This window comes from Leifsonia psychrotolerans, from assembly GCF_013410665.1.
Taxonomy (GTDB): domain Bacteria; phylum Actinomycetota; class Actinomycetes; order Actinomycetales; family Microbacteriaceae; genus Cryobacterium; species Cryobacterium psychrotolerans_A.
This window is the reverse complement of record NZ_JACCFM010000001.1, coordinates 392414-411671: the sequence shown is the minus strand read 5'-3', so window position 1 is coordinate 411671 and position 19258 is coordinate 392414. Positions and strand designations below refer to the sequence as shown.

At 65.2% G+C, this 19258-nt stretch carries 13 protein-coding genes; 3 read left to right on the top strand and 10 right to left on the bottom strand.

Annotated features, from left to right (window positions below):
• Nucleotides 1–152 precede the first annotated feature (152 nt).
• The gene (locus HNR05_RS01860; protein ID WP_179577471.1) at nucleotides 153–1451 is read left to right on the top strand and encodes a S1C family serine protease; all 1299 of its coding nucleotides are present in this window, start codon (nucleotides 153–155) and stop codon (nucleotides 1449–1451) included.
• 64 nt (nucleotides 1452–1515) lie between these two features.
• On the opposite strand, the gene HNR05_RS01855 is transcribed toward HNR05_RS01860, so the two are convergent.
• From HNR05_RS01855 to HNR05_RS01820, 8 genes are all read right to left on the bottom strand, one after another.
• A complete protein-coding gene (locus tag HNR05_RS01855; protein WP_179577470.1) occupies nucleotides 1516–2292 on the bottom strand; it encodes a PspA/IM30 family protein in 777 nt (258 codons plus the stop codon).
• Nucleotides 2289–2900 carry a hypothetical protein gene (locus HNR05_RS01850; RefSeq protein ID WP_179577469.1) on the bottom strand — a complete coding sequence of 204 codons (612 nt, stop codon included), beginning with the start codon at nucleotides 2898–2900 and terminating at the stop codon, nucleotides 2289–2291. Before HNR05_RS01850 ends, HNR05_RS01855 begins: the two co-directional genes overlap by 4 nt.
• Nucleotides 2901–3077: 177 nt before the next feature.
• Nucleotides 3078–4535, bottom strand: coding sequence for an amidohydrolase (locus HNR05_RS01845; protein ID WP_343062421.1), 1458 nt, complete (start codon nucleotides 4533–4535; stop codon nucleotides 3078–3080).
• Entirely contained in the window at nucleotides 4532–6220 is a 1689-nt protein-coding gene (locus HNR05_RS01840; RefSeq protein WP_179577468.1) for an amidohydrolase, read from the bottom strand. The genes HNR05_RS01845 and HNR05_RS01840 overlap by 4 nt, the downstream gene beginning before the upstream one ends.
• Nucleotides 6217–7944, bottom strand: a complete 1728-nt coding sequence (locus HNR05_RS01835) for a dipeptide ABC transporter ATP-binding protein (protein WP_179577467.1) — start codon at nucleotides 7942–7944, stop codon at nucleotides 6217–6219. The genes HNR05_RS01840 and HNR05_RS01835 overlap by 4 nt, the downstream gene beginning before the upstream one ends.
• The gene (locus HNR05_RS01830; protein ID WP_218868784.1) at nucleotides 7941–8927 is read right to left on the bottom strand and encodes an ABC transporter permease; all 987 of its coding nucleotides are present in this window, start codon (nucleotides 8925–8927) and stop codon (nucleotides 7941–7943) included. The genes HNR05_RS01835 and HNR05_RS01830 overlap by 4 nt, the downstream gene beginning before the upstream one ends.
• A gap of 5 nt (nucleotides 8928–8932) precedes the next feature.
• Nucleotides 8933–9883, bottom strand: coding sequence for an ABC transporter permease (locus HNR05_RS01825; RefSeq protein ID WP_179577466.1), 951 nt, complete (start codon nucleotides 9881–9883; stop codon nucleotides 8933–8935).
• Between the two features lie 83 nt (nucleotides 9884–9966).
• Complete coding sequence (locus HNR05_RS01820; protein WP_179577465.1) at nucleotides 9967–11601, bottom strand: ABC transporter substrate-binding protein; 1635 nt, start codon at nucleotides 11599–11601, stop codon at nucleotides 9967–9969.
• 533 nt (nucleotides 11602–12134) lie between these two features.
• Between HNR05_RS01820 and HNR05_RS01815 the strand changes: the two genes are divergently transcribed.
• Together HNR05_RS01815 and HNR05_RS01810 are read left to right on the top strand one after the other, a co-directional pair.
• Nucleotides 12135–13397 (top strand): M20 family metallopeptidase, encoded by a 1263-nt coding sequence (locus HNR05_RS01815; RefSeq protein WP_179577464.1) that lies wholly within the window; start codon nucleotides 12135–12137, stop codon nucleotides 13395–13397.
• Nucleotides 13387–14283 (top strand): MurR/RpiR family transcriptional regulator, encoded by an 897-nt coding sequence (locus HNR05_RS01810; protein ID WP_179577463.1) that lies wholly within the window; start codon nucleotides 13387–13389, stop codon nucleotides 14281–14283. Before HNR05_RS01815 ends, HNR05_RS01810 begins: the two co-directional genes overlap by 11 nt.
• Nucleotides 14284–14308: 25 nt before the next feature.
• Here the strand turns inward: HNR05_RS01810 and HNR05_RS01805 are convergent, their stop codons facing one another.
• Both HNR05_RS01805 and HNR05_RS01800 read right to left on the bottom strand, forming a co-directional pair.
• Nucleotides 14309–14998, bottom strand: coding sequence for an endonuclease/exonuclease/phosphatase family protein (locus tag HNR05_RS01805; protein WP_179577462.1), 690 nt, complete (start codon nucleotides 14996–14998; stop codon nucleotides 14309–14311).
• 114 nt (nucleotides 14999–15112) lie between these two features.
• Nucleotides 15113–19201 carry a family 78 glycoside hydrolase catalytic domain gene (locus HNR05_RS01800; protein WP_179577461.1) on the bottom strand — a complete coding sequence of 1363 codons (4089 nt, stop codon included), beginning with the start codon at nucleotides 19199–19201 and terminating at the stop codon, nucleotides 15113–15115.
• Nucleotides 19202–19258: the final 57 nt, after the last annotated feature.

Here is a 19258-nt window from a genome sequence, read left to right as displayed (position 1 = left end):
CCATCAACGGATCGGCTCGATCCACGGATCGGCTCAGAGGGAACTCCGGAGAGTTCCCAAGCAACTCAAGACGCGCTCATAGGGTTCGCATAGTGTCGGGGAGTGTGCTCAGGGATTGTACGAAGCATCGAGAGCGCGAGAGGGTCAGAACGATGAACACAACGGATGATCTCAACAGCACCAGCACCAGCACCAACACCAACCCGAGGACGAGCATTCGACGCCACGGCAAGCTGATCGCCCTCTCAACCGCGGCCGCAGCCACCCTCGTGGTGGGCTCGGGGTTCGGGATCGCCACGGCCTTCGGAGCGTTCTCAACAACCACGAGCCCCTCGTCCACCAGCGCCTCTCGAGCCGCGAGCGTTCAGAACCAACCATTCAGCGGCCACGCGCAATCCGATTCCGGATACGCGCCCAATTATTCCGGTGGGTACGGTCAGTCCTCCTCGGGCTCGAGCACCGGTGGATCAGACAGCACCCCCACGGTCGCGGCCACCGCCACCCAACAGGTCGGCGTCGTCGACGTGACATCCCAGCTCACCTACGACAATGCTGAAGGTATGGGCACCGGCCTGGTGATCACGTCCAACGGCGAAATCCTCACCAATAACCACGTCGTGGCGGGAGCGACGAGCATCAGCGTCACGGTCGTCTCGACGGGTACGAGTTACACGGCATCCGTCATCGGAACGGATGCGACGGACGACATCGCGGTGCTGCAGCTCTCGGGGGTGTCGGGGTTGCTCACCGCAGCCGTCGACAGTTCGGCGGCAGCCTCGGTCGGAAGCGCGGTCACCGGGGTCGGTAACGCGGGCGGGGTGGGCGGGACGCCGTCGTCGGTCACCGGAACGGTCACCGCCCTCGACCAGACCATCACGACACAGGCGGAGGGGTCGGCGGCATCCGAGACCTTGACCGGGCTGATCGAATCCAGCGCCAACATCCAGGCTGGCGACTCGGGTGGCCCGCTCTATAACGCGAGCAACAGGATCATCGGGATCGACACCGCCGCTGCGACCGGTGGCAGTGCTGTGGCGGGCTATTCCATTCCCATCAAGACTGCGTTGGCGATCGCCGATCAGATCGAGTCGGGGCGGGCCTCGTCCCAGATCACGCTCGGCAACCCAGCATTCCTGGGGGTCGAGGTGATCGCGGCGACGGACGCCTCGGCATCCGGCGAGGGAAGCGGGTTCGGCGGCGGCGTGCCGATGTCGACCGTGCCGGGAGCCACAATCGGCGGTGTCATCGAGGGAACCGGGGCCGCGAACGCCGGCCTGTCCGTCGGCGACACCATTACGGCCGTGAACGGCACGACAATCACCTCGGCATCTGACCTGACTGCGGTGCTCGCCGGCTTCGCCCCCGGTCAGGACGTGACCCTCACCTGGGTGGATGCGTCGGGTGCCTCCGCCACGGCGACGGTCACACTGGGGGTGGGGCCGGCCGCCTAGGCTCCCCCACCTCACGGCGCCGCGCGGCCGTTCAGAGCCGCGCGGCCCGAGAATCGTCGCCGGTTCAGGCCGGCGGCGCCTGCCCAATGCTGAGCCAGCGGTCGGGGGCGTCGCCCGCCATGCCCGAGCTGCGGCCGCCGTCTGCCTTCTCTGACTTCAGTGCAGCGATGTGGCGCTCAATATCGGAGCGCGATGCCAGTTCGGACAGCTGGCGCTCGATGTCGGCATCCGGTTCCGCTGTGCGATCCTGGAGCGCGCCGCTGGACAGCAGATCGCCGGTCGCCTGCGCGCGGGCCTGCATCTGAGCGACACGATCCCGCGCGCGATCAAGGTTGGCTCCGACGTCGTCCATGTTGGCGCCGATGCCCGCAACGGCCTCATTCGCCCGCACCTGGGCCTCGGAGGCGCTGTAGGTGGCCTTCATCGTCTCTTTCTCGATCCGGAACGCAGCGATCTGCTCCGCCAGTCGGCGTTCCCGCTCCTGCAACGCAGCCGTCTGCTCCTGGAGCGAACCGTGTTGCACCTGCAGCTTCGTCACCTGGCTTTCCAGCGCGGCACGACGCTGAAGGGCAGCGCGAGCGAGATCCTCGCGCCCCTGCTCCATCGCCTCACGGGCCTGCTCGCCCAGGCGGCGATGGCGCGCGCCCATCTCCTCACCCTGCAGCTCGATGCGTTTCTTTGCTGTTGCCACCTCGGCGACGGCTTGGCGCACCTGGTGAAGCAGCTTCACCTGCTGCTCATAGCTGTCGTCGAGAGCGTCGCGTGGGTCCTCCATGCGTGTGAGTGCCTTGGCTGTCTTGGTCCGAAAGATCGTGCGCATCCGTGCGTTGGTGTCGCTCATGACTGGGCTCCTTTGGGCCGAAGGTGTGCGGGTGAGGGGTAGAGCGTGACGCTACGGTCGTAGCGGTGGAGGTTCGCCAGCTCAACCAGTCCGGCATGCAACGAGGCCACCTCCAGGTCAAGCTCGGCATGGAGGGCCGAGAGCACGTCGTCTGTGGGATCGCCGAGACCGGCGGCGACGGAGGCCCGCAGCTCACGGATCATGTCAGAGATCTGGTCGACGGCCACGCTCGCTGCGGAAAGCTCCTCGGCTAGCGCGCCGGAATCCGTCTCGCTCTCCATCAGACGCAACTGCGCCCGAAGTGTGGCCCCTTCGTTTTCAATCTGCCGGAACAGCCGGGGAAGGTCACCTCGGCGGCCATTGCTGCGAACGGCGAGGTCGATCGCTGCTCGTCCGCTGTCGAGGGACTCGTCGAGGCGCAGTCGAAGTACAAGAACCGTGCGTCGAGGACCCCAGCGCAGCTGCGCACGGCTGCGCAAAACGGCGGTGTTCACCGCGCGACTACGACGGATGCGGCGATACAGTGCTCGCACGATCAGAACGACCGTGACCAGCGAGACCACCGCGATGGCCGCGAAGGAAATCAGAATCCAGATCAGCACATCCATGGCTGACGCTTCCCGCTCCAACTGGCGTGCTTCGGGCCCATGAGTCGCACCTTCCGTGATGTCTCCGCCGCAGCCTCGGTGCCGCACACGCGATATAACTCAACATACGCGTGCGTGAGCGTCACCGAAAGAAGTCTCGCCAGATCCTCAGCGACGGCCCGCGCCGAAACCGACTGCTTAACGCAGCCCGTTCGCCGCGTGGGTGAGTCGTCCCGCAAGCAGAGTCGCCACGACCGGCATGTCGGCGAGCCCCGAGCCCGTGACGGCCAGCGGGTCGACGTCGAGCAGTACCAGATCAGCGGGGTCCCCGGCCGCCGGTCGAATCCGGCCGCGCATGGATGCGGCGAGCGCGACCTCGGGCGGGAGGCACTCGCTCGGCGTCCAGGGAGTATCACCGGGGCGGCACCGCGTGACGGCCGCGGAAATGGCCCGCCAGGGGTCGAGCGGGGCAACGGGCGCATCCGATCCGAAGAGAAGACGGGCTGCTACCGCATGCAACCGTGCCATGGGGAACGCGCGCTCGGCGCGGCCCGGCCAGACCGTTTCAACCGTCTCACGGTCATCGAGGAGATGCTCGGGTTGAACGCTCGCGGCCACGTTGAGCCGGGCGAAGCGTGCCATGTCCTCCACGCGGAGCAATTGCGCGTGCTCGATTCGGCCGCCACAGCCAGCCCGCTCGAACGCGTCGAGCGCAGCCGTGTTGGCCCGGTCGCCGATCGCGTGCACAGCCGCCGAAATGCCATAGTAATGCGCGTGCCGCAGCAGTGCTTCGAGCTCGGTGGCTGACACGAGTGAGCGACCGTGCCCGCCATCGGAGTAGGGCTCACAGCACCAGGCGGTGCGCGTGCCCAATGAGCCGTCCGTGACCACTTTCAGCGGGCCGACGCGCAGCAGACCACTCTCGCCGATCTCGTCGCCCGTTCTAAACCCGGCAGCAATGGCACGGTCGAGATGGTGAGGGTAGATCGCGGCCTCGACGCGCAGCAGGTTGAAACCCGCGGCGGTGCGTCTCTGCCAGTCGCCGATGTTCCACCGCATCTCGAAGTCGACAATGCCCACCACCCCCCGGGCCGCGGCAGCGCGGGCCGCCCCGGCCACGAGCGCGTCGAGCGACTGCTCATCAATACGATCCAGTTCGCGCACCAGGGCGAAACAGTCCTCCTCGACCACGTGCCCCTCCCCCGATACGGCAAAACCGTGCGCGCGCAACGCCGCTGAGTTCAACCAGGCCCCGTGCAGATCGGCGCCGATCAGCACGACGGGGATATCGCCACTCACCCGATCAAGTTGCTCGCGGGCGATGGGGCGGCCCCCGAAGCCACCCCCGCGCACACGCACCCCGACCAACTCTGAGACGCCGTCTTTCAGCGCTTGGGCGACCCGTTCAAGCACGAAATCGGCGCTGGTCTCTGCCCCGAGGTCCAGCCGGGTCGAGTGCTGTGCCCACTGACCCACGTGCACGTGCTCGTCCCAGAGGCCCGAGGTGATGACGCGGCCCGCACCATCGATCGACGCCTCACACGGCGGCGCACTTCCGGCGGGGAGCATCTCGGCGATGGTTCCATCGGAGGCGATCGTCAGATCGAGCAGTTCGATGCTCCCCGGCCAGCGCACCGAACGGATGAGTCGGATCACGCGAGGCTCGAATCCCGGTGGGCAACCTGCCCGTCGACCACGGTCAGGAGCACTCGGCTCTCGGCGAAGCGGTCGGGATCTGTGGAGAGCGGATCGTCGGCGAAGACCGCCAGGTCGGCACGTGCACCCGGGGCGACCACGCCTTCACCCGGATGCCCGATCGACGCCCAACCGTTGCGGGTGAGTGCCCGAAGAGTGCGCTCGGGCGAAAGCGCCTGGTGCGGATCGACGGCGGGCCGGTCGGAACCATGCCGGTGCCGTGTGACGTTCGCGGCGAAAATCTTACGGCCGTCAAACTCCTCGACCGGCCAGTCTGAGCCGAGCGCCACGATCGCACCGGACCGGTCCAGGTCGGCGATTCGCCAGCCGTTCGCCGCACGCTCCGAGTCGCGTCCGAGCAGTGTGGTCCACATATCGCAGCCGTCGGCGCGCTGCGCGAAGGCATGGATCGGCTGCATGCTTGCGGTGACGCCCAGTTCGGCAAAGCGCGGCACGAGCGCGTCGGGGATGGTCTCGACGTGCTCGATCCGATGACGGGTGTTGGCGGCGTGGGACGGAAGCGACTGCACCGCATCGAGCACAAACTCCACCGCTTTGTCCCCGATCGCATGGGTGGCCGTCGGCACGCCACTCTCAGCGAGGGCGTGGATGGCGTGGGTGAACTGTGCGCTCGGCGTCCAATACGGTTCGAGTCCGCCGCCGTGCGTGTCGGCTTCGAACAGCCACGCCGAGCCGTTGTCGATGCTGCCGTCGAGCATGAACTTCACTCCCTCGACGTGCCAGCGGCGCCCACTGACCCCTTGAAGGGCGATCATGCGGCGCAGTGTCTCGGCCCAGGGATCGCTCGCCCGCCACAGCGGGGAGACCCGCACACGCACCGGGAGTTCGCCGGACTCCTCGAGGGCACGCAGCACATCGAGGTCCCCTTCTTCCATGTTCATCTGATGCAGCGAGGTGTATCCGCTCGCAGCGAACTCGGCGAGCTTGTTCTGCACCGCTGTGACGCGTGCCTCAACGGGCATGCGCGGGTACAGATCGGTGACAAGACTCTCGGCATCCGATTCGATGAGGTACCCCGTGGGAGTGCCGTCGGCGTACACCTCGATCGACGAATTGTTGCCAAAGTCACGGGTTCCGTCGATGCCTGCACGTTCGAGCGCGCGCGGGCTCGCGATGATCGAGTGCCCGTCGAAGAGCAAAAGGTAACCCGGCCGGCCGCCGAAGGCCCGGGCGAACGGCTCGTTCGTGATCTCGTGGCCGACAAACATGTCGAACGAGAGGCCGAATCCGCGGATCCACTCCTCGGGCCCGCGTTCGGCCGCAAAGGCCGCAATACGTTCGGCGACCTCAGTGGTGGTTTCGCAGTCGTGCAGCATCAGGGCATTGTGACGCGACTCGGCGCCCGACAGAGGGTGCACATGTGCGTCGACGAAGCCCGCCGTGATCGTGGACTCGCCGAGGTCGATGATCTCGGCAGCGCTCGTGTTCCAGCCGTCGACATCCGCGCGGCGAGCAACCGCGACGATGTGTCGACCGCGGACGGCGACCGCGTCGAACGGGAGTGTTTCTCGGCCTGTCCCATCCGTCTCGGCAGCGTCAGCGGCCGAACCGAGTCCGGTGCGCACGCGCCCCGCGAGCAACACGAGATCCGGGCGGATCTCGGTGGACGGCGTTGGCAGCGTCATGCGGGGCTCTTCTCTGCGAGCAGGAGTGGGGCGGCGGCTGCCCGATCGGGGTGGGCGCGTCGACGTCGCTGCACGTCAGGGTCGGGCACGGGGACCGCTGCGATAAGTCTTTGGGTGTACGCGTGTTGGGGCGAGTGCAGCACCCGCGCCGTTTCACCAAGTTCAACAAGCTCCCCGCGATACAGCACGCCGACGCGATGAGCGAGAAGCTCGACCACCGCGAGGTCGTGGCTGATGAAGAGCGAGGCGAAGCCGAGTTCGCGCTGCAGGGAGCTGAAGATCTCGAGCACCCGCGCCTGAACCGAGACGTCGAGGGCTGAGGTCGGCTCGTCGGCGATCACCAGCTCGGGTTCGAGGGCGAGCGCGCGGGCCAAGCCGACGCGCTGGCGCTGACCGCCCGAGAGTTCAAACGGATAGCGGGCAGCGAATGCGGCCGGCAGTTCGACAGCGTCCAGCAGCTCCAGGGCACGCGCGCGGTGCGCCGCGGTGCCCCCGGGCATCCGATGAATGCGCATTGGCTCGGTAATGCACTGTTCGACGGTCATGAACGAGTTGAACGAGGCTGCAGGGTCTTGAAAAACGAAGCCGATGCGCTTGCGCATCCTGCTGAGCGCGCGGCCGCGCAAGCGACGCATGTCGGCACCGAACACCTCAAGGGTGCCGCCCGCGATGGGTTCGAGGCCACCGATGGCCCGCCCGATCGTGGATTTTCCCGAGCCTGACTCGCCCACCAGGCCGACGACCTCGCCCCGCCCGATCTCGAGATCGACACTGCGCACCGCCCGAACCGGGTTTTTTCCGGAAGCAGAGCGGTAGACGATGTCGAGCCCCTGGAGGCGCACGGCCGGTGAGGCGAGGGCAGCAGATGGTGCAGGTTCGGGCGTCGCAGAGAACGCCGTCCCCGCTGACGATTCGCCGAGACCGCGTCCGCTGCCCAATCGTGGAACGGCGGCAAGCAGCTGCCGCGTGTATTCCTCGCGTGGGGCCCGGAAGAGTTCATCAACGGGGGCAACTTCAACAAGGTCGCCGCGGTACATCACGGCGACCCGATCGGCGAGATCTGCGACGACACCCATGTTGTGGGTGATCAGCACGATCGACGCACCGAAGCTGTCACGGCACTCACGCAAAAGGTCGAGAATCTCAGCCTGCACGGTGACATCAAGTGCGGTTGTCGGCTCGTCGGCGATGATCACCGAGGGGCGAAGAGCCAGCGCCATGGCGATCATGATGCGCTGCTTTTGCCCGCCGGAGAACTGGTGCGGGTAGTCGTCGATGCGACGTTCGGCCTCGGGAAGCCCGACGGCCTGCACGATCTCGAGGGCGCGGCGGCGACGTTCGGTTCGATCGGTGACACCGTGAGCGCGCAAGCCTTCCTCGAGCTGCCAGCCCACCCGAAACACGGGGTTCAGTGCGGTTGACGGTTCTTGAAAGATCATCGCGGCCTCGCCCCCACGCATGCGACGTAGCTCCTGCGGACCGGCGGTCAGCACGTCGGATCCGGAGAGTAGGATCGCACCCTCCGTGCGCGTGCGAGCCGGCAACAGACCAAGCACAGCGCGGGCGGTCAGTGTCTTGCCGGATCCGGACTCGCCCACGATGGCGAGGATCTCCCCCGGCGCGAGCTCGAGGCTGACCCCGTTCACGGCGTTCACGACGCCCTGAGGGGTATCGATACGGAGGGAGAGTCCCTCAATCGACAGGGGTGATGGGGGGTTGGTCATCGGAGGTCCCTCCCGCGGAAACGGCTCGGTGTGACGGTCGCGGCGAGTCGGGCGAAGATGCCAGGCTTGCTGACGAGCGCCTGCGAGCGCTGATCGACCAGGTCGCGCAGGCCGTCGCCGATGAGGTTGAGTGCCAGCACGGTGACGATGAGGAACGCGCTCGTGATGAGGATCATCTGCGGTGCCTGCATGATCACGGACTTGCCGTCGTAGAGAATGTTTCCCCAGCTGGCGTGCGGTGCGGGCACGCCGGCGCCGAGAAAGCTCATTGCGGCTTCGGTGATGATCGATTCGGCGAAGGTGAAGGTCGCCTGCACGACAAGAACGGAAAGGGTGTTGGGCAGAATGTGTCGCCACATGATGTGCAGCATCCGACCCCCCTGCATGCGGCTGGCGGTCACGAATGTCTCGCTCATTGAGGCGAGGGCCCGCGAGCGCACCAGCCGAGCGATCCCCGGGGTGTAGACGATCGCGAGAGCAATGATGAGGTTTGTCACGCTCGGGCCGAGGGCGGCGGCGAGGGCCACGGCAAGCAGGATCGCCGGGATCGCCATCAGGCCGTCGCAGATACGCATGAGTATCGAGTCGAGCATGCGGTTGAAGACCGCCGCAACGCCGATCAGCGCTCCCAGCACGCCACTGACGAGTGCGACGACGAAGCCGACCAGAAGTGACGTCGAGGCCCCCGAGACGATTCGCGCGAAGAGGTCCCGGCCGAAGTTGTCAGTGCCGAAGAGGTGCTCCGCCGAGGGCGGTGCAAGCCGATTGACTGGATCGACCGCATAGGGATCGAGGTGCAGAAGCGGAGGCAGAACGTACGAGACCACGAGGATCACCAGAATGACGATCATCCCTGCCATGAGCCCGGTCGTGCCGAGCATGCGGTGCCAGAGAGAGGGACGGGAGGGCGCAGAGCGCTTCGAAAGCAGGGTCGGGCTCGGCAGCGATGTTGACTCCGTCGACGGAGCGTCGTTCTCAGTCATCTGTGTCAGGCCTTTCCGACGCGCACGCGCGGGTCGACGATGCCGTAGAGCAGATCGATCAGCAAATTGGTGAGCAAATACACGAGTGTGACGAACAGAATCACGCCCTGGATGATGGGATAGTCCCGTCGAGAGATCGCTGTCACGAGCAGCTGGCCGAGGCCGGGGATATTGAAAATGGTCTCCGTGACGGCTGCACCCGTGACGAGTGAGCCCAATGAGAGGCCGATAATCGTGAGAACCGGCAGGCTCGCATTCTTCAGTGTGTGGGTGAAGAGCAGGCGTCGTTCGGTGACGCCTCGGGAACGGGCCGAGTCGATGTAGTCAGCGCCGAGCACGTCGAGAACCGCGGCACGGGTGGTGCGGGTGATGAGCGCGGCGGTGATCGCGCCGAGAGCGACACCCGGCATGATGAGGGTGCGCATCCCCTCGACAAAATTGTCGACCGGATTGACATAGCCAGAGAGCGGCAGCCACCGCAGTGTCAGGCCGAACAACAGCATCATGCCGAGCGCGAGCACAAAGCTCGGGACCGTCATACCCACCAGCGTGAAGCCGAGTACCGAGTGGTCCAGGGCACCGCCACGGAAACGGGCGGCGAGCGTGCCGAACGGCACGGAGAGCAGGATCGCGACAATGATCGCGATGAAAGCGAGCTGCAGCGTCGGCACCGCATTGTCGCTGATGGCCGCCACCACGCTCTTGCGCAGAAAGTACGAATCCCCGAGGTCGCCCCGGAAGAGCCCGCCGACCCAGTTCAGATATTGGCTCACGATGGGCTGATCGAGGCCCATGCTCTCGCGCAGGGCCGCAACCTGATCATCAGCGGCCTTCTGCCCGAGGATACGGCGTGCGGGGTCACCCGGGGTGAGATGGATGAGGGCAAAAATCACCACTGAAACCACAAAGAGCACGGGCACCAGGCTGAGGAGCCGCTTGAGAATGAATGTGAGCATCGGGGTTCCGGGTCGGCAGAGTCTGACGGATGCGGTATCGGGCTGGGACGACGTTCGAGACGCCGGCCCGGCCCGTCAGCGGGTTAGGAGGACTTCGCCCAGCCCGCGTTCCACCACACGAAGTGCTCGCTGAACCAGGGCAGGTCGAGGCCCTTCTTCGCGGCGTAGACGTTGTGAGCATCACCGATGCGGCTCATCGGTCGCGTCTTCTCGATGTATGTCTGCATGTCGTCGTAGATCATGCTCGCATCTTCTTGGGTGGGGGCGGCCCGGAAGCGCGTCAGGAGTTCCTGCAGCTCGGGTCCGTCGAAGTAGCCGGCCCGACCGGGCAAGAAGCCGATGGTCTGCGTCGGGTCGACCTCGCTGCTGAACGGGAATACGACGAGGTCCCACTCGTCGCGCTGCTCACGCCATTTTTCGCTGAACGCACCCCATTCGTAGGCGTCGAGCGTGACATCCATACCGAGCCCCTTCAGCTGCTCGGCCACGACAACCGCGGAGTTGTAGGCCTCTGTGTAGTCCTTATTCGCCAGAAGCCTGACCGGCTGGCCAGTGTAGCCGCCGTCAGCCAGCATCTTCTTCGCCTTCTCGACGTCGTGCTGGTTGAAGTCAGCCTTGCCGATCTCGGTGTTCCAGATCGGCTCCTTCTCGCGGGTCATGTTGTGGTGCACGAGGTCGTAGAGGTCCGCCGAGCCCACGGCCCCGAGCATGATCGGATCACGGTCGAGGGCAGTGTTGACGGCCTGACGGTTCTCGACCTTCGAGAACAGGCTCGCCGGGTCGTCGCTATAAACGAGGTTGATCGGTCCGACGAGGTAGGTGCCCAGCACGAGGTTGGGGTCTTCCGTGAACTGGTCCAGGCTGTCGAAGGGCAACTCAGTCGTTGCATCGTATTGGCCGGACAGGATGCCCAGCGAGCGAGTTGAGGCGTCGGGCACGAAGCTGAAGATCACCTGATCGAGGGTGGCTTCCTTGGCGCCGGCGAAGCCGCTGGAGGCTTCGGCGCGGGGCTGATAGTCGTCCCACTTCTCGATCACGATCGACTGGTCGGCGTCCCAGCTCGCGATCTTGTATGGGCCGGTTCCGATGAAGTCAGCGAGGTCCTCGATCGGGTTGTCACCCACCTTCTCGATGACCTCCGACGGCAGGATCGCGGAATACGCGGTCGTGACGTTCGACAGGTAGAGCAGGTGGAGGAAGCTGGCGCTCGGCACGGTGAGCGTGACAGTGAGGTCGTCTACCTTGGTCCATTCAGCGCCGGCGAACGCTTCCTGTGCCGCGATCGACACTCGATCCCAGCGGTTCATGGATGCGACCACGTCATCGGCGTCGAGGTCGCTGCCGTCTTGGAACTTCACGCCCTTGCGGAGCATGAACGTGTACTCCAGGCCGTCCTCACTGCGCTCGAATGATTCGGCCAGCATCGGCTGCACGGCGAGATCGCTGTCGACCGTGACAAGCGTCTCGTAGACGGGCAGCGTGATTTCAGCCATGATCGAGTCGGTTGAGATCTGCGGGTCGAGGCTCTCGGGCTGTGCCGGGGAGACAACGTTGACGACACCGGTTGCCGCGCCTGAGCCGGCCTCGCCGGTTGACGAGCCGCAGCCGGTGAGAATGAGGGCGCCGGCCGCCAAGGCGGCGGTCGCGGCTGTCGCACGCCGGGCCAGAGCGCGACGACGCGGTGCTGCATCCCGGTGATCGTGGGAAAAACTGGGCATGTAGTGTGCCTTCCTTATCGGGTGGTCGGTGCTGAGCTGAGCAAGATCGACAAGACTTCGCAGCCTTCACCTTCGGCCCAGGTGGTCTGTGGGCCGCGGCGAAGCGGGAGCGGCACGAAGCCGGGTGCTGGCTGTAGTGGTGCGCGCACAACCCCTCCGATTCTCCTCGACGATGAAGTGATCGAATCATTTCATAACTTGGGTATTGCTGCAACCGCTGAAATGGTTGTGTCCAAAAGGTGAACTCCTGTCGCGCACGAAGCGGAGCGCGGCCCGGGCCAGAAAACGAGAGCGTTTCCCCGAAAATCAGTCTTGATTCGCCAAAACTCTCACAATTCACGGGCAGAATGCACAGACACTCCGAACGGCATATTGCGCTTGACCGATTCCTAGAAGAATCTGTAATGTTTGTTTCAATGGCCGGTGGCGGAGAACGCCGCACGGTCCCCCTCCGAGAAGGACGTCATGATCACTTCGCAATACGCGCACCTCGGTGCCGCGTCGGTGCCCGCCGGATCATGGGGTGAGGCACGATGACGGTTGCGGCCGAACTCCTTCGCCGCGCTGAAGCTGCGCAGAGCGACTATGTGAAAGACCTTGCCGAGCTCGTGTCCATTGATTCGGGTTCTCTCGATGCCGACGGGGTCAACCGTGTGGCCGATTGGGTCTCGGCCCGACTCGAGCGCCTCGGATTCTCGATCGAGCGGCAGCGCCGGCCTGCTACGACCGAGCCCCAGTATGGTGACGTGCTGATCGGTCGGCGCCGCGGTACCGGTGTGAAGCGCATCGTGCTTTTCGCGCACATGGACACGGTCTTTGCGCGGGGCGACGCAGCCGCGCGCCCTTTCACGCTGAAATCTGGACGAGCTCATGGGCCCGGCGTCACCGATGACAAAGCGGGGATCACCGCCGGCTTGCACGCGGCCCAGCATTTGATCGCCTCCGGCAACGAACGGTTTGGCGAACTCGTGCTCGTCTTCACCCCCGACGAAGAGGTCGGTTCACCGGTCGGCGGACCGGCAATTCTGCAGGCTGTGACCGGGGCCGACGCTGCACTCTGTCTCGAGTGCGCCCGAGAAAACGGTGACATTGTGACTGCCCGCAAGGGGGTCGTCGACCTCGAACTCGAGGTGCGCGGCCTCGCGGCGCATTCGGGCATCGAACCCGAGCGCGGTGCTCACGCGGGTCTCGAAGCCGCGCATCTGACGGTATTTCTCCACAGCCTCGCCGATCGGATGAGCGGGGTGAGCGTGAACGTGGGTGTGCTGCGTGCCGGAGATCGATTGAACATCGTGCCTGATCGGGCACAGCTTCATGTCGAGGTTCGGGCGACCGCGGCCGCGTCACTCGACGCCACGATCGAGCGGATCCGTGAGCGGGTGGCCGCGCCGATCGTCGCCGGAACCACGGTCGAAATCCTTCACTTCGAGCACTGCCCGCCGATGGAACCAACTGCGGCAAGCGAGCGCATTGCAGCGCAGGCTGTAGCGATCGCCGATCGTCTCGGCTTCACGATCGAGACGGCTCACACCGGCGGGGTCTCCGACGCGAACCGGGTCGCTGCGCTCGGCATCCCCACGCTCGATGGGCTTGGCCCAGTGGGCGGCGGCGATCACAGTCCCGGCGAGTGGCTCGACCTCGACTCGGTGCCGCGGCGCGTCGCCATGCTGGCGACGCTCATTGATACACTCGGCGCAGCCGACGGCGTTGTCGACCTGGCCCCTGCGGCGCATACACGCGACGCAATCGTTGTGAGTGCATCTACTGAGGGGAATCCGATCCGCCATGAGCCGTGATAGCCAACGTCGGGAGCCCGTCTCTGGTACGGAAGACTCGGTTGCTGCGCGCATCCGCGAACGCATGGGCGAGTGCACTCCCGCCGAACGTCGAGTGGCCCGGGCGCTGCTTGCGGCCTACCCCGTCGCCGGCTTCGAGACCGTCGCGGCTCTCGCCGAGATCGCCGGCGTGAGCGGCGCGACCGTGGTACGTTTCGCCACCAAGCTCAACTACCGCGGATTTCCCGACGTGCAGCGGGCACTGCGCGACGAGCTCGAACATCGCAGCGCGTCACCCGCTGCACTGTATGAACGCACCAACCGCAGCCGTCGCGTGGTGGCACCCGACGAACTGGGTGAGTTGGGCGAGCACTCCGCTGGGGATATCCGTGCCACCTTCGCCGGTCTCTCCGCCCACGACTTCGAGTCGACCGTCGCCGCACTCGCCCAGCCACGCAATCGCATCTCGATCATCGGTGGGCGCTACAGCGGATTCCTCGCCGAGTACTTTTCGGCAAGCTTGCAACAGTTACGTGGCGACGTTCAGATGGTGCCGACGATGGGCAGCCTGCGGGCATCGGTCATGTCGGGCTTCGGCCCGAAAGACGTGCTGGTGGCGTTCGACTTTCGCCGCTACGAAGCCGAGACGCGCGATCTCGTGCAATTCGCGAAGTCCAAACGCGCCACCATCGTGCTGGTGACGGATCAATGGGTGTCGCCCTGTGTCTCCGACGCCGACTCAGTGCTCACGAGCGTCACGTCGGAGCGTGGGCCGTTTGACTCGGTCGTTCCCGTCATGGCTCTCATCGAGGCGTTGTTCGAAGCACTCGTCACACAGATCGGCGAGCCCGCGCGCGCCCGAATGACGAAGATCGAAGACACGGCCCAGCAACTCGACCTGTTCTAGTCCGCCGTGGCTGAGGTTCATCGGCTCAGCCGATCGGCAGCACCTCGACCGCAAGAGCCCGATGGTCGGACAGGCCGTCCTCCGAGAGTTCGATCGATCTCAACGCGTACTCTTTCGGCACCAGAAAGTAGTCGTTCGCCTGGCGTGACGCGGCGAACGACACGTAATGCTCGATCTCCGTCGTGAGAATGTAGTCATCCCGCCACAGATGGGCATGGCGCTCCAGGTGATTCATGTTGAAGTCGCCGCCGATGATTCGCTTCTCACCGCGCGACTTCAGGATGCCGAGCACCTCCTGCAGGTGGTGCAGCGCGTAATCGTCCCGCACGGACAGGTGCACGTTTGCAAACTTCCAGAGCGCATCCCCGGCGACATCGACGAACTGCACGAGCCGATTATGGGGATCATTCTCCTCATGCAGGAGCACCAGAGTCTCGGACCCCGTGACGGGAAGGCGACTCAGCACACCGAGGCCCTCTCGGTAGGGGCCGCCCTGCGTGGCTGTCTGCAGCCGGCTGATCGACGAGTGCAGATGCGGAAACCCCGCAGCCTGGTTCAACAGATCGAGTTGGCTGAACGGCGAGACCTCCGGCAGATAGACCACCTCTTGCAGCAGCACCACCTCCGGCTGCTCACGTTCGAGGTAGCGCAGGATGAGCGGCATCCGCGCCTCCCAGTCGAAGAAGCCACGCAGGTTCAAGCTCACGATCTTCATGGACCCATCCTGGCTGATGCGACAGAGAACGGATGCACCGACGTGCCCACGACTATCGGCCGTTGTGTGCCCACCCGCGAGAGTGGGCACACAACGGCCGATGGTGTCGGGGTGCTACCGGAGAGGGACGAGTCGAGAGCGTCGGCGCAGCAGCAGAACGCCGCCGAAGCCCAGCGCGAGCAGAGCCAGCAGTGCACCACCCATCACCGCTCCGGCTCCCGTCTCGGCGAGTGTGTCCACCGGGATCTCGATCGTCTCGCCGCCATCGGTGATGAACAGCAGACGGTGAGATCCGTCCTGCAGCGTGGTCGGAACCGGCGCGTTCAGAGAGATGACGCCCACGCTGTCGGCCGTGACCCTCCCGAGCACCGTTGGCGTGGAGTGCAATTCGACTCGAACGCCGGCGCCCACGCTGAATCCGCTGCGCGCGATGTGCAGATAGTCGCCCGCTGCGACGTCGAGGGTCGTGGCATTCGACGACGGGGTCAGCGCCCGGCTCGTCGTGTTGCCCGCACGATCGCGAGCCCGCACCATGACACTCTCGGCCGTGGCGAAGCCGCTCGGCGAGACGCGCCATTCCTCGCCATCGGACGAGTACTCGACGGCTGAAACACCGGAGGCGCGATCACGGGCCACCGACGTCACTGTGCCGGCGTCATCGAGCCAGCCCCACACCGTCGGCGTGGTGGAGTCGATTCGGATCTGCCGCTGGCCGGCCTGCGACACGTTGCCCGCCTCATCGCGTGCACGGTAGCGCAGCGTGTACTGCCCTTCTGCGAGCGCGATCGGCGCGTCGAAGCGGGTCCACGATCCGTTGCCGATCGCATACTCGATCACAGCCACCCCAGAGCCGCCGGGTTCATCGACGGCGCTGAGGGTCGCCGTTGCGGCACGCAGCCAGCCGCCATCTCCCTCTCCCTCGATGTCCAGCGAAACGACGGGGGCGGTAATGTCCGCCTCCGGCACTGCCGCACGGAACTCATAGTCGCCGGAGCCCACCGCGAAGGTGTATTCGCTCGCGCTGACGCTGAGCTGCTCGGCTCCGGCCGGCGTCGCGACAACTTCATCCGCTTTGACCGGCACAACGACGGTCGCACGCGAGTTCACCGGCACCGTCACGGCGAGACGCAGATCAGAGTCTGATTGCTCCCAGCTCGATGAGACGAGGCCGCGCACGGTCTCCATCCGCGCGGTGGCGCTCTGCAGCCCGGCAGGAATCTGCGGGTCGATCGTCAGCGTTTCGTAGCCGGCCGTGGTCGAACGAATGCCGCCAAATTCCGTCAGGAACGACGAGTTCGGGCCGATGAACATGGCATGGTCGTAGGTCTGCATGCCCGAGCGCAGCGTCCAGCCTTCCCACGCCGTCGTCGCATCGTGCTCAAGAATCTGGTAGCCGAAGCTCGGGTAGGTGGTCTGCGTCATCGTGCCGTAAGCCAGATCGCTGCGGCCCACGAGGGTGAGTGCGTCGATGAGGTAACGGGTTCCGAAGATTCCGGTGTCGAGGTGGCCGTCGTTGACGCGCTCGACCCGGTCGATGAAGTAGTCAGCAACCTGCTCGAAGCGGTCATCGGGAACCATCCCGAAGACGAGAGGCAGGATGCTCGTGGTCTGGCGACCGGAGGCGTAGCTGCCATCGGCATTCAGATACTTCAGATTGACGGCATCCTTGATCGTCGCCGCTGCGGCGACGTAACGAGCCGCGTCGTTCTCGTGGCCGAGGATCGCGGCGATCTCGCTCGCCTCCACAATGTGGCGGTACTGCAGAACGCTCGTGACGAGGTTGGGTTCGCTGAAGCAGGCACCCGCATTCCAGTCGCCGAGTCCCCCATTGGCGGCTTCGACTGGAATCGGTGCACACCAGTCGCCGTAGCGCCCGCTGTCCCCATGCGAACCGCCTGTGGACGGCCATACCCCGTCGGGATGGTTGGCCAGCAACCAGTCAGCGCGCGACCGCACGTCTCCCCAGTGCTCCTCGAGCACTTGGGTTGTTCCGTACTCCTTATATAGTGCGAGTGCCAGCGGAATGTGGATGCCGAACATCGTGGTGTCGCCCGCGTACGTGGTGCCCTGACGCGCACCGGGCAGGTCGTTCAGGTATTTGTCGAAATAGGTCGACATGTTGAGCGTGCGGATGGCCGCATCCTGGTGTGCCTGCACGTCCATCTGCGGGGGCGTGCGTTCGTCGCGCACCGGGGTGTCGGTCGGATAGCTCATGAAGTTATTAAGAATCGTCCAGCGGTTGTTCTCGAAGATTTTGTTGAGCATCGAGTCGGACGACTCGAACGTTCCGGTCTCCTGTAGGTCGGCGTGTACTGCGCGTGCTGTGACGCTGGGCGCCTCACTCAGCCCCGTCACCTCCGCGTAACGAAAGCCGTGATAGGTGAAACGGGGTTCCCACGTCTCTGAACCCGTTCCGGCTGCAATGTACTGGTCGGTGGCGGCCGCCGAACGGTTGGTGTGGGTGTCGAGGGCACCGTTCTCATCCACACGCTCGGCGTGACGGATCGTAATCTTCGTCCCTGCCGCGACATCGAGGTCGTTGAGGCGAGTCCAGCCGGCCATGTTCTGGCCGAAGTCGAACACGTAGACGTTGGGCGTCGGCTCGAACACCGCGATCGGTGCGAAGTCAGTGTGCACACGAATCTGCGGCATCTCGTCTGCTTCGAGGCGGGCACTCGGGGCATCGACGACGCGCACACCGGTCCAGGTGGAGTCGTCCAGACCGGGGTTGGCCCAGCCTGCGATCTCGGACCGGGCGTCGTAGCTTTCGCCGTTGTAGATGTGGGCAGACGTCACGGCCGAGGCATGGCTGGTCCAACTGTCATCGCTGCCGATGACGGTGACCGAACCATCGGTGTGGGTGACGCGAATAGTGATGATCGCCTGACGCGGACCGTCCCAGCGCCAGCCCCATTCGCTGTAGCCTTCGCCGTAGCCGTTGGCGAGCCAAACGCCGACAGCGTTCTCGCCCTCGGCGAGCAAATCGGTCACATCGTACGTCTGGTAGAGGTTGCGCTGGCTGAATGGCGTGGCCGACGGGGCCAGAACACGGTCGTCGGCCTTCTCGCCGTTCATGCTCAGCTCATACCAGCCGAGTCCGTAGGCATAGGCACGTGCGGAGGCAACGGGCTTGTCGAGGGTGAATTCGGTGCGAAGCAAAGGCGCTTCGTTGCCGGCGGCAGAAATCAGCACGACCTCGTTGTTGCGGCGCATGAGCGCGCCGTTCTCGATGATCGCACCCTTGAAGTAAGCGGAGGGGCCATTGTCGAAGTCATCAGCCCAGATCGGGGTGCCGTCGAGTTCTGTGACGGTGACGTTGCTCCAGGCTGAGCTGTGCTCGTTGCCTGGGCGGTTGTCGCCGCCGCGGAACCCGATCACTCCCGAGGCGTTGAGCTCGGCCGCGCTGACGGTCCACGTGTCGACCAGCATGCCGTCGATCCAGCTGGTGTAGGTCGACCCCTCTGCACGAATCCGCAACGTGTGGGTCACTCCGTCGGGCTCGCCGGGTGCCATCACCGCGGCCGGAATGTTCACCTCGCGATTGGCCACCACTCGGCCGTCTCGCCAGATGTGTTGGCGCAGTCGAGGGATGGTCTGTTCCGGGTTGACCTGCCACATATTCATGTTGTCGGTTCCCGTGGCACGGAAGACTATTCCACCGGCCTTCTTCCACAACCGAAAGTCAGAGCTGATCTCAAAATCGTCCCAGACGAGGTTCTCGCCGGCGGGGCTGATCCATTCCGAGCCAGCCCAGTCCGCGGAGTTCAGAAGCGCCATCTCCCACCAGGAGCTGGCGCTCCAGTCGGAGGCGACATCGTGCTGGTCCCAGACGCGCACCTTCCAGTAGTAGCGTTTCGCCGATTCGAGAGCTGCACCGTTGTAGTCAACCTGCACCGAGCGCGCCGAGTCGACCTTGCCACTGGACCAGATGTCGCCGGTGCCGTCGTCGAGCAGATCGGGGTCGGAGGCGACGCGCACTTCGTACGCGCTCTGTTCAACTGACTGAGTATCGGCCGTCAGTTTCCAGCTCAGTGCCGGCCTCGTGTCATCGAGACCCAGAGGGGTGAGCGTGTCGTTCACGCGCATCTCCCCCACGGCAATGCCGGTCGCTTCAGGTGCAGCGAAGGCGGGGAGAGCCGGGAGCGTGGCGAATAACGTGAGTGCAGCCGCGGCGGCGAGCACTCGGGTCACTGCGTTCTTCATGCAGAACTTCCTTCATCATTGACGGATGTGGTGCGTTCAGGTGAGCGGTGATCCGAG